The sequence below is a fragment of the Aminobacter sp. Piv2-1 genome, assembly GCF_037625995.1.
Classification (GTDB): Bacteria; Pseudomonadota; Alphaproteobacteria; order Rhizobiales; family Rhizobiaceae; genus Aminobacter.
In genome coordinates this window covers 595,753-605,848 of record NZ_JARKMU010000001.1, presented here as the reverse complement: position 1 = coordinate 605,848, position 10,096 = coordinate 595,753, and the positions used below count along the sequence as shown (strand labels likewise).

9 protein-coding genes are annotated in these 10,096 nt (G+C 68.4%); 3 read left to right on the top strand and 6 right to left on the bottom strand.

From position 1 onward, the window contains the following. Positions 1-12: 12 nt before the first annotated feature. Entirely contained in the window at positions 13-636 is a 624-nt protein-coding gene (locus tag AmiPiv_RS02910; protein WP_340035739.1) for a hypothetical protein, read from the top strand. Positions 637-660: 24 nt separating this feature from the next. Here the strand turns inward: AmiPiv_RS02910 and AmiPiv_RS02905 are convergent, their stop codons facing one another. After that, complete coding sequence (locus AmiPiv_RS02905; RefSeq protein ID WP_340035738.1) at positions 661-1,167, bottom strand: OsmC family protein; 507 nt, start codon at positions 1,165-1,167, stop codon at positions 661-663. A gap of 110 nt (positions 1,168-1,277) precedes the next feature. On the opposite strand from AmiPiv_RS02905, the gene AmiPiv_RS02900 reads away from it, so the two are divergent. Beyond that, positions 1,278-2,183, top strand: a complete 906-nt coding sequence (locus AmiPiv_RS02900) for a DMT family transporter (protein WP_340035737.1) — start codon at positions 1,278-1,280, stop codon at positions 2,181-2,183. A 222-nt stretch (positions 2,184-2,405) separates the two neighbouring features. Then, positions 2,406-4,628 carry an AMP-binding protein gene (locus AmiPiv_RS02895; protein WP_340035736.1) on the top strand — a complete coding sequence of 741 codons (2,223 nt, stop codon included), beginning with the start codon at positions 2,406-2,408 and terminating at the stop codon, positions 4,626-4,628. On the opposite strand, the gene AmiPiv_RS02890 is transcribed toward AmiPiv_RS02895, so the two are convergent. The 5 genes from AmiPiv_RS02890 to AmiPiv_RS02870 form a co-directional block, all read right to left on the bottom strand. Continuing rightward, the gene (locus AmiPiv_RS02890) at positions 4,625-5,467 is read right to left on the bottom strand and encodes a CDP-alcohol phosphatidyltransferase family protein (RefSeq protein ID WP_340035735.1); all 843 of its coding nucleotides are present in this window, start codon (positions 5,465-5,467) and stop codon (positions 4,625-4,627) included. The two genes, AmiPiv_RS02895 and AmiPiv_RS02890, sit on opposite strands and share 4 nt — an antisense overlap. 2 nt (positions 5,468-5,469) lie before the next feature. Further along, positions 5,470-6,168, bottom strand: a complete 699-nt coding sequence (locus AmiPiv_RS02885; protein ID WP_340035734.1) for a phosphatidylserine decarboxylase — start codon at positions 6,166-6,168, stop codon at positions 5,470-5,472. A 96-nt stretch (positions 6,169-6,264) separates the two neighbouring features. Further along, positions 6,265-8,160 carry an ABCB family ABC transporter ATP-binding protein/permease gene (locus tag AmiPiv_RS02880; RefSeq protein ID WP_340035733.1) on the bottom strand — a complete coding sequence of 632 codons (1,896 nt, stop codon included), beginning with the start codon at positions 8,158-8,160 and terminating at the stop codon, positions 6,265-6,267. 14 nt (positions 8,161-8,174) lie between these two features. After that, positions 8,175-8,513, bottom strand: coding sequence for an ArsR/SmtB family transcription factor (locus AmiPiv_RS02875; protein ID WP_340035732.1), 339 nt, complete (start codon positions 8,511-8,513; stop codon positions 8,175-8,177). Positions 8,514-8,581: 68 nt separating this feature from the next. After that, positions 8,582-9,997 carry a LysM peptidoglycan-binding domain-containing protein gene (locus AmiPiv_RS02870; RefSeq protein ID WP_340035731.1) on the bottom strand — a complete coding sequence of 472 codons (1,416 nt, stop codon included), beginning with the start codon at positions 9,995-9,997 and terminating at the stop codon, positions 8,582-8,584. Positions 9,998-10,096: the final 99 nt, after the last annotated feature.

The following is a 10,096-nucleotide window of genomic DNA, read 5'->3' as shown; positions in this document are numbered from 1 at the left end:
GAGGACTATCCGATGAAGCGCATCCTCGTTTTGTCCGCCGCACTCTATGCCGGCCTCGCCGCAGCAGGCGCCCAGGAGAACACGATGAGCTTTTTCGTCACCAGCAGCGGCCTCGGCAAGGGCGCCAATCTCGGCGGCCTGGAGGGTGCCGACGCGCAATGCCAGAAGCTCGCGGAGGCCGCCGGCGCGACCGGCAAGACATGGCGCGCCTATCTGTCGACCAGCACCGTCGACGCACGCGACCGCGTCGGCAACGGCCCGTGGTTCAACGCCAAGGGCCAGAAGGTCGCCGACGACGTCGATTCCCTGCACAGCGACGCCAACAACATCAACAAGCAGACCGCGCTCGACGAAAAGGGCAACGTCATCAACGGCCGCGGCGACACGCCCAACCGCCACGACATGCTCACCGGCTCGAAACCGGACGGGACCAGGATCGCCGACCAGACCTGCGGCGACTGGACCAGCGACGGCGAGGGCGTGGCGATGATGGGCCACCACGACCGCATGGGGCTCGACGATTCGGCGGCCGCCAAGTCGTGGAATTCCTCGCACCCCTCGCGCGGCGGCTGCGGCCAGGAGGCGCTCAAGGGCACCGGCGGCGACGGCCTGTTCTACTGCTTCGCCGCCAACTGAGCGGGTCGGCGACCCTGCGGTTCCTCACCGCTCGGCCGTCACCGACAGCTCGGGGCGGACGCTCAGCGTCTGGAACACCACGCAGTAGCGCTCGGTCAGCTTGATGAGGGCGTCGATGCGCTCCTGCGGCTCGTCCGTGTCCAGCTTGAAGGCGAGCCTTATGGCGCGGAAGCCCACCGGCGCGTCCCTGGCCACCCCGAGGGTGCCGCGGAAATCGAGATCGCCCTCGGCCGACACCACCGCTTCGCCGAGGCGGAATTCGAGGGCGGTCGCCACGGCCTTCAGCGTCACCCCGGCACAGGCCACGAGCGCCTCGAGCAGCATGTCGCCGGAGCAGAGTTCGAGACCGGTGCCGCCGGTCGCGGGATGCAGGCCGGCGGTCACCATCGCCTTGCCGGTATCGACCTTGCAGGCGATCGACTGGTCGTCGACCGCGCCCCTCGCCCTGAGCGTGATCAAGGCGCGTCCGGCGTCCTCGCGATAGGCTTCCTTGAGCGGCGCCTGCAGCGCCTTCAATCCTGCAGCATCCATGGCCTTCCTCCGGCTTTGCGCGCCGCATGCTAGCCGGGCGCCCGCTCCTGACACAAGGCTGGCAGTTGGCGCCGATTAAGCTAAGCTCTTGTTCGGCAGGGAGAGGTTCGATGGCGGGCGCGGCCGGCACGCAGGCGGAACACAGGCTCGGCATGGCGCTCGTCGCCCTCTCGGCCGTCGTCTTCGGGCTCTCGGGCATATTGACCAAATCCATCGACGCCGATCCGCTGACCGTCACCTCCTGGCGCGGCCTGGTCGGTGGCGTCCTGATCTCGGCCTACGTCTTCTGGCGCCGTGCCCGCGGCGGCGGCGAGAGCCTCCATCTCGGCTGGCAGGGCTGGCTGCTCGCCGGGCTCGGCACGTTCGCCAGCATCGTCTTCATCGCCTCATTCAAGAACACCTATGTCGCCAATGTCGTGGTCATCTACGCCACCGTGCCCTTTGTGGTGGCACTCATGGCGTGGGTGCTGGCAAACGAGGCCTTCCGGCGCGAGACGGCGGTCGCCGCGGCCGCCTGCCTGGCAGGCGTGGCCATCATGGTCGGGTCCGGGCTGGGCGGCGGCCACGCCTTCGGCGATTTCCTCGCCCTGGTGACGACCTTCGCCTTCGCCCTCTACGCCGCCCTCGTCCGCCGCTTCCGCACCGCCCCGGTGGTGTGGGCGGGCGCCGTTTCGGCCTTCCTCGGCGTCCTGCCCGCCTGGTTCGTGGCCGATCCGCTCGCGGTGTCAGCCCGCGACGTGCCCCTGCTCGCGGCTTTCGGCTTCACCTTCGCGCTGGCCGTCGTGCTCTGGACCGAGGGCGCGCGCCGCATACCGGCGGCCGAAGCCGGCCTCATCGGCACCGCCGAGGTGCCGATTGGCATATTCTTCGCCTGGCTGTTCCTGTCCGAAATACCGCCGGCGGCGAGCCTCGCCGGCGGCGCAATCGTGCTTTCGGCGGTGTTCGCGCATGCCTGGCGCGACTGGAACGCCGCCCGCCGGCCCCTCACTGCCGGTGGCCAGTCACAAAATGTGTGACGACGCCGGAACCATCTTGCCTTGGTCGCGTTATAGCGCCCAGGACGGGTTGCCCCATCCCCCCATCCCCTCCACCCGTCCCTAGACTTCAAGCCGGTCGAAAGACCGGCTTTTTCCTGTTTGGGACAAAGGGATTGGGGAGACGATGCGAATTGACCTTGCGTCGGCATCGTCTAGTTTCATGGTGTGCGGTCCACGACCGCGTGCATTGGGAGGTGCGGCATGCTGCTGGCCAGTGCTGTGTTGCTAGGCGTCGCGGCGGTCTGGGCGCTCGCTGCGGGTGTGCTGGCCTACACGCTCGGCATTCGTTTCCGCCAGGCGTTGCTCTACGTCCCGTTCAAGCTGGTCTACCGCATCCGCGACGACGCCACGCGCGACGCCCGCGCGGCGACCGCCCCGGTCATCTACGTGGTCTCGCACCAGTCGCGCATCGAACCGGCGCTGATGCTGTCGCTGCTGCCCGACGACACGCTGCACATCCTCGACGAGGCATCGGCCGACGCACATTGGCTCGACCCCTGGCGGACGCTGGCGCGCAACATCGTCTTCAACGCCGAGCATGTCTTCGTCAGCCGCCGGCTCGTCCGCGTGCTGCGCGGCAAGGGCCGCCTCGCCGTCTATTTCCCCGACAGCGTCGAACCGGACGTCAAGTCGTTCCGCCTGTTCCGCGCCGTCGCCCGCATCGCCATGCAGGCCGACGCCAGGATCGTGCCCATCTTCGTCGGCGGGGCGCGCCACTTGCCCTCGTCGCTGACGCCGCCGAAACAGGCGCCGCGCAGCTGGTTCCCGCGGCTTGGCATCGCAGCGCTCGCGCCGATGACCATCGCCGAGCTGTCCGAGCGAGCCGGCGTCGCGCACACCACCTCCGCCAACGCCTTCTTCGACCGCTTCGCCGAGGCGCGCCTCGCCGCCGCCGAGCTCGACGGCGGGCTTTTCCACGCCATGTGCGACGCCGCCGAGCGCTTCGGCTCGTCGCGGACGATCGTCGAGGACGTCGTCACAGGTGCCCTGAGCTACCGCATGCTGATGACGGGCGCGCGCGTGATCGGCCGGCGCCTGGAGGCCGTATCGGCACCGGGCGATGCGGTGGGCGTGCTCCTGCCCAACGCCAACGGGCTGGTCATCGCGCTCATGGGGCTGGTTTCGGCCGCCCGGGTCGCGGCGATGGTCAACTACACCGCGGGTCCGGCGAACGTCGCCTCGGCGGTCAAGACCGCCGAGATCAGGGTGGTCGTCTCCTCGAAGGCCTTCATCGAAAAGGCCGATCTCGCCGACGTCGTCGCCGCGATCGAGCAGGCCGGTGCCCGCATGCTCTGGCTGGAGGAGTTGCGCAAAGGCGTTTCGGCGCCCGAGAAGGCGGCTGCCGCCCTGCAGTGGCATCGCCCGCTGCGGCCGCAGAACGCGTCGAAACCCGCCGTCATCCTGTTCACTTCGGGCTCGGAAGGCACGCCCAAGGCGGTGGTGCTGTCGCACCGCAACCTGATCGCCAATGCCATGCAGGCGGAGGCCCGCATCTCCATCTCGCCCGCCGACAAGCTGCTCAACGTGCTGCCGGCCTTCCATTCCTTCGGCCTGACCGGCGGCACCATCCTGCCGCTGCTGACCGGCGTGCGGCTGTTCCTCTATCCCTCGCCGCTGCACTACAAGCTGATCCCCGACATCGCCCGCAAGGCCCGCCCGACCATCATGTTCGGCACCGACACCTTCCTGTCCGCCTATGCTCGGACGGCGGAGGACGGCGACTTTTCGAGCCTGCGCTTCGTCGTCGCCGGTGCAGAGCCGGTCCGCCAGGAGACGCGCCGCGTCTGGCGCGACCGCTTCGGCGCCGAGATCGTCGAGGGCTACGGGCTGACCGAGGCCGCACCGGTCGTCGCCGTCAACACCGCCACGCACAACCGCGACGGCACGGTGGGACGGCTGCTGCCGGGCATCCGCATGCGGCTCGAGCCCGTCGAGGGCGTCAGCGAAGGCGGCCAGCTCTGGCTCACCGGCCCCAACATGATGATGGGCTACATGACCGCCGACCGGCCCGGCGAGTTGCAGCCGCTCGACGGCTGGCACGACACCGGCGACATCGTTTCGGTGGATCGCGAGGGCTTCCTGACCATCCGCGGCCGCGCCAAGCGCTTCGCCAAGATCGCCGGCGAGATGGTGTCGCTCGGCGCGGTCGAGATGCTGGTGCAGTCGCTGTGGCCCGAGGAGCATCACGCCGCCGTCGCCGTGCCCGACAAGCGCAAGGGCGAGCGCATCGTGCTCGTCACCACCGCGGGCAATGCCGATGCCGAGACCCTGCGGCTCTACGGCAAGCAGGCCGGCGTGGCCGACCTCATGGTCCCGCACGACATCGTCAAGGTCGGGGAATTGCCGGTGCTCGGCTCCGGCAAGACCGACTACGTGACGGCGCGCCGCATGGCGATCGAGCAGCTGGGCCTGGCGGCGGCCTAAGCTTCCGGCGTGGCGTCAGGAGTTTCGGTTGTGGTCTCGGCAGCGGCGGCTTCGGCTGCCGCCTCGATCTTGGCCCGGCGCGCATAGGCGCTGGCGCTCAGCGGCAGGAACAGGAGATAGCCCGCGACCGAAGCCGTCAGCGTCTGCCACGGATAGACGGTCAGCAGAAGCACGTAGAACACCGCCGCCAGCATCACCGGCAGCAGGTATTCGCGCCTGATCCTGAGCTTCTTGCCGGAATAGACGGGCAGCCGGCTGACCAGAAGGAAGGCGACCAGGATGGCAAAGGCCGTTCCGGCATAGGCTACCGTGCGCGTGGGTTCCAGCCCCAGGAAGGCCAGGTACATCGGCGCCAAAACCACCACCGCACCCGCAGGAGCCGGAACGCCGACGAAATATTCGGCCTGCCAGGCCGGCCGCTCGAGGTCGTCGTCGAGCACGTTGAACCGGGCGAGCCTCAGCCCGCAGGCAATGCTGAAGAGCAGCGCCGCGATCCATCCGAGCGAGCCGGCACGGTCGAGCAGGAAGGCATAGAGCACGAGCGCCGGGACCACGCCGAAGTTGACGATGTCGGCCAGCGAATCCATCTGCGCGCCGAATTTCGACGTCGCCTTGAGCATGCGGGCGAGCCGGCCGTCGATGCCGTCGAGGAAGGCGGCGACCAGCACCATCACCACGGCGGGCTCGAAGCGCCCCTCGAAGGCGAGCCGGATCCCCGACAGGCCGGCGCATATGGCGAGCACGGTGATGAGGTTGGGCAGCACCAGGCGCAGTGGGATCTCGCGGATGCGCGGACCGCCGCGCCCATGCGGCTCGAAGGGCTTGAACGGCGCCACCATCGTCAGGAAACCCGTACCAGCGGCGCGTGGCTCGCCCCGCCGAATTCTGCCAGCACGGTCTCGCCGGCCACGGCCGTCTGGCCGACGGCGACGCGCGGAACCGCATTGGCGGGCAGGAACACGTCGACGCGGGAGCCGAAGCGGATCAGGCCGAAGCGCTCGCCGACCGCGATGTTGCCGCCGACGTCCGCCCAGCAGACGATGCGGCGGGCCACCAGGCCGGCGATCTGCACCGCCGCCACCTGCCCGTTCGGGCTGTCGATGACTATGCCGTTGCGCTCGTTCTCCTGGCTCGCCTTGTCGAGCTCGGCATTGAGGAACTTGCCCGGCCGATGCTCGATGCGGACGATCTTGCCGCGCACCGGCGCCCGGTTCACGTGGCAGGAAAAGACGTTCATGAACACGGAGATACGGGTCATCTCGGTCGCGCCGAGGCCGAGCTCGCGCGGCGGCACGGCGGGGCCGACGGCCGAAACCACGCCATCGGCTGGGCTGACGACCAGCCTGTCGTCGAGCGGCGTGACCCGCTCGGGATCACGGAAGAAATAGGCGCACCAGGCCGTCAGAATCGCCCCGATCCAGAACAGCGAGGTCGAGAACAGCCCCAGAAGAACGGCAACGGCCGCGAATCCGGCGATGAATGGGTACCCTTCGCGATGGACCGGAACAAAGGCGTTGCGGATCGTATCGGCTATGCTCATGAAGGGGCTGCCCCGGCTGTTGAGGTTCCGGAGTGCTTACCGGAAACGGACAGCCGCCGCAACGCGACATCGGCGCAGCGGCGACGCGGTTTCGGTTCAGCTGCGCTCGGCGACCTCCGGCGTGCGACGGCGTGCGATGACGCCGAGCTCGTCCTCCTCGCGCACCTTGCGCAGCCGCTCCTCGGCCTCGCTCGCCTCGCGCTGGCGATCCCACATCCTGGCGTAGAGGCCGCGGTGCCTGAGCAGGTCGGCATGGGTGCCGCGTTCGGCGATCCTGCCGTCCTCGAGCACGATGATCTCGTCGGCGGAAATGACCGTCGACAGGCGATGGGCGATCACCAGCGTGGTGCGGCCCTTGCTGACCATGTCGAGCGCGCTCTGGATGTCCTGTTCGGTCTGGGTGTCGAGCGCCGAGGTCGCCTCGTCCAGCATCAGGATCGGCGGCGCCTTGAGGATGGTGCGGGCGATCGCCACGCGCTGCTTCTCGCCGCCCGAGAGCTTCAGCCCGCGTTCGCCAACCATCGACTTGTAGCCGTCGGGCATGCGCTCTATGAAGCCCGAGATCTGGGCCAGTTCCGCCGCCTTGCGCACATCCTCCTCGTCGGCGTTCATGCGCCCGTAGCGGATGTTGTAGGCGATGGTGTCGTTGAACAGCACCGTGTCCTGCGGCACCATGCCGATCACCCCGCGCAGGCTTTCCTGCGTCACGTCGCGCAGGTCCTGGCCGTCGATCAGGATCGCGCCCTGCTGGATGTCGTAGAATCGGAACAGCAGCCGCGAGATCGTCGACTTGCCGGCGCCCGAGGGGCCGACGATGGCGACCGTCTTGCCGGCCGGAACCTCGAAGCTCACGCCCTTCAGGATCTGCCGGTTCTTGTCATAGGCGAAATGCACGTCGCGGAACTCGACGCGGCCGGACCCGACCACCAGCGCCCTGGCGCCGGGCCTGTCGACCACCTCCTGCTCGACGTCGAGCAGGTCGAACATCTTCTCGATGTCGGTCAGGCCCTGGCGGATCTCGCGGTAGATCATGCCGATGAAGTTGAGCGGCACGGAAAGCTGCATCAGCATGGCGTTGACGAAGACGAAGTCGCCCACCGTCTGCGTGCCGGCCATCACCTCCTGCGCCGACATCCACATGATCACGGTCATGCCGAGGCCGAAGATGACGCCCTGGCCGAAGTTGAGCCAGCCCAGCGAAGTCCAGGTCTTGGTCGCGGCGCGCTCGTATCGCGCCATCGAGCGGTCGAAGCGCTCGGCTTCCATGCGCTCGTTGTTGAAATATTTCACCGTCTCGAAATTGAGCAGCGAATCGATCGCCTTGGTGTTGGCGTCGGTATCGGAATCGTTCATCTCGCGGCGGATGGCGATGCGCCAGTCGCTCGCCTTGACCGTGAACCAGACATACAGCCACACCGTCACGGCCACCACGGCGACATATTTCCAGCCATAGGCGACGGCGAAGATGCCGGCCGTCAGCGCGAATTCGAGAACGGTCGGGGCGGTGTTGAGGATGGTGAAGCGGACGATCGTCTCGATGCCCTTGGTGCCGCGCTCGATGATGCGCGACAGCCCGCCTGTCCGCCGCTCGAGATGGAAGCGCAGCGAAAGTTCGTGCATGTGCACGAAGGTCCGGTGGGCAAGCTGGCGGACCGCATATTGGCCGACGCTGGCAAACAGCGCGTCGCGCAGCTGGTTGAAGCCGAGCTGGACGATGCGCACGACATTGTAGGCGACCACCAGCATGACCGGCGCGAGCAGGAATGCCGGCAGCGCCAACGGCGAACGCTGGTCGCCGGCCAGCGCGTCGGTCGCCCATTTGAAGAAATACGGCCCGGCCACCAGCGTCAGCTTGGCGACGACCAGGAACACCGTCGCCCAGACCACGCGCATCTTGAGGTCGGGGCGATCGTCCGGCCACATATAGGGCCACAGGTTCTTGATCGTGCTGAAGGTCGAGCCGCGATCGGCGGAAACGGTCTTGTTAGCCACTGGTCTTGCCTTGATTAGCAGTCGGCGCCGTCGACGGCGCAGCAGGATTCGACGAGCGCGGCGACTGAGGCCGAAACCTCGGCCAGCGCCGCCTCATTTATCTGGTAGCGGGAACGCTGCCGCTCCGGCGCATAACGCACCAGCCCGGCCTCGACGAGGATCTTCAGATGCTGGGAAACCGTCGACTGGGCGAGGTCGAGATGCTCGACCACCTCCTTGCAGCAGCAAGACCTGCCGCCGCCCAGCCGCCTCAGGATCTGCAGCCGCGCCGGATGCGAGAGCGCCGCAAGCTTCTGGGCCACGTCCTCGCTGGAGGCGGTGCCGCAATGCGTATCTGGATGGAAGGCTTTCATCGTCCATCGACGATAGACGATGAAATTAACCTTCGCAACCGCAATTACCGGAAATCCGTGCTCTTGCCCTACTGCTTGGGTGCCTGGGCTGGCATCGCCTGATCGCCCATGGCGCCCATGTTCGCGGCTTCGCCTTCCTTGGACTTCTCCGGAACGCGGAACACCTGGCCCGGCCAGATGCGGTCGGGATCGCGGATCTGGTCCTGGTTGGCGAGATAGATGGTCGAGTAGCGCACGCCGTAGCCGTAGACGCGGCGCGAGATACGCCACAGCGAATCGCCGCGGCGGATGATCACCGCACCGTTGACCGGCTGCAGCTTCGGCGCCGTCGCCGCGGGCGTCTCGCCTACAGGAGCGGCAGGCGCGGCAGCGGTCTCGGCCGGCTTTTCGGGCGCGCTCGGGGCAGCAGCCACCTCGGCGGGCTTGTCGGAGGTGCCCGCAGCCGGCGCCGGCGCCTGGGTTCCTGCCTGCCCGGCAGGCGCTGCCGGCTGCGTCTCTGCCTGGGCGGGCTGCGCGGGAGCCACGGCGGCCACCGCCTCGCCGGGCTCGCGCGTGAACGGCACCGCGGCGCGCGCCGCCACCTTGACGCCGTCGGCCTCGAGCGCATCGACCCGGACGATGTAGTCGCCCACCGGCAGTTCGCGCTCGGCCTCAATCAGGAAGCGGCCCTCTGGCGAGGTCACGGCTTCGCCGACCAGGATCTCGTTGGCATAGGCACGCACCTTGCGGCCGGCGTCGGCGGTTCCGGCGATGAAGACCTTCTTGCCCTCGATCTCGACCGCCTCGACGGCGACCTTGACCTTGGCGGCCGCCTCGGGCGCTGCCGGGGCGGCCTGCGGCGCCGCCGGCGCCACTGTGGCGCTGCCCTGCGCCGGCTGGTCGGATGCGGGCGGCGCAGCTGGTTCGGCCGGCGCCTTGGGAACGGTGATCAGCTGCGACGGCTTGCCCGGCTCCTCGACCAGCGCCAGTACCTGACCGCCCGGCTGCTCGGGAACTGAAACCACCGCCGTCTCGGTCGACGTGGCGACCAGGTTGTCGGGAGCGGTCGAGCGCAGCACGATCTGGTAGTCGCCCGGTTCGAGCGGCTTGTCGAGCACCACGGCGAAGTCGCCGTCGACGCCGGCCGTCGCCGCGCCGATGACCTTGGAGCCGGTGACGATCTCGACCTTGGCGCTGGCCGGGGCCTTGCCGGCGATCACCAGCGAGCCGTTCTCCTCGACACGGACGACATCGAAGGACGGCGGCACCACCCCTGCTGCCGGCTGGGCCGGAGCCGTGGCTTCGGCCGCGGGCTTGGCCGGCTCGGCGGCCTTGGGCGCGCTCGGCACGGCAGGCGCGGACGTGGCCGGAGCCTGCAGGTTCGCCACCGCCGCCGGCGGCTGCGCGAGGTAAGGATCGAGCACGCCCGACACATATGCAATACCGGCAGCCGCGGCCGAGCCGCCAGCTGCCAGAAGGAAGATTTTCAACGGATTGATTGCCATTATTGTTCCTGCCCCTAGCCGCGCGACGGGTCTACCTTGTTTTGCCGGCAGCGACAAGAAAAAGCCCGGCGCGGGCTTGACCCTGCCCACAGACGCAAT

What these genes read in the sequence shown, in the direction of transcription:
- AmiPiv_RS02910 (WP_340035739.1), top strand. Translation starts at nt 13, where the DNA reads ATGAAGCGCATCCTCGTTTTGTCCGCCGCACTCTATGCCGGCCTCGCC.
- AmiPiv_RS02905 (WP_340035738.1), bottom strand. Translation starts at nt 1,167, where the DNA reads ATGGATGCTGCAGGATTGAAGGCGCTGCAGGCGCCGCTCAAGGAAGCC.
- AmiPiv_RS02900 (WP_340035737.1), top strand. Translation starts at nt 1,278, where the DNA reads ATGGCGGGCGCGGCCGGCACGCAGGCGGAACACAGGCTCGGCATGGCG.
- AmiPiv_RS02895 (WP_340035736.1), top strand. Translation starts at nt 2,406, where the DNA reads ATGCTGCTGGCCAGTGCTGTGTTGCTAGGCGTCGCGGCGGTCTGGGCG.
- AmiPiv_RS02890 (WP_340035735.1), bottom strand. Translation starts at nt 5,467, where the DNA reads ATGGTGGCGCCGTTCAAGCCCTTCGAGCCGCATGGGCGCGGCGGTCCG.
- AmiPiv_RS02885 (WP_340035734.1), bottom strand. Translation starts at nt 6,168, where the DNA reads ATGAGCATAGCCGATACGATCCGCAACGCCTTTGTTCCGGTCCATCGC.
- AmiPiv_RS02875 (WP_340035732.1), bottom strand. Translation starts at nt 8,513, where the DNA reads ATGAAAGCCTTCCATCCAGATACGCATTGCGGCACCGCCTCCAGCGAG.
- AmiPiv_RS02870 (WP_340035731.1), bottom strand. Translation starts at nt 9,997, where the DNA reads ATGGCAATCAATCCGTTGAAAATCTTCCTTCTGGCAGCTGGCGGCTCG.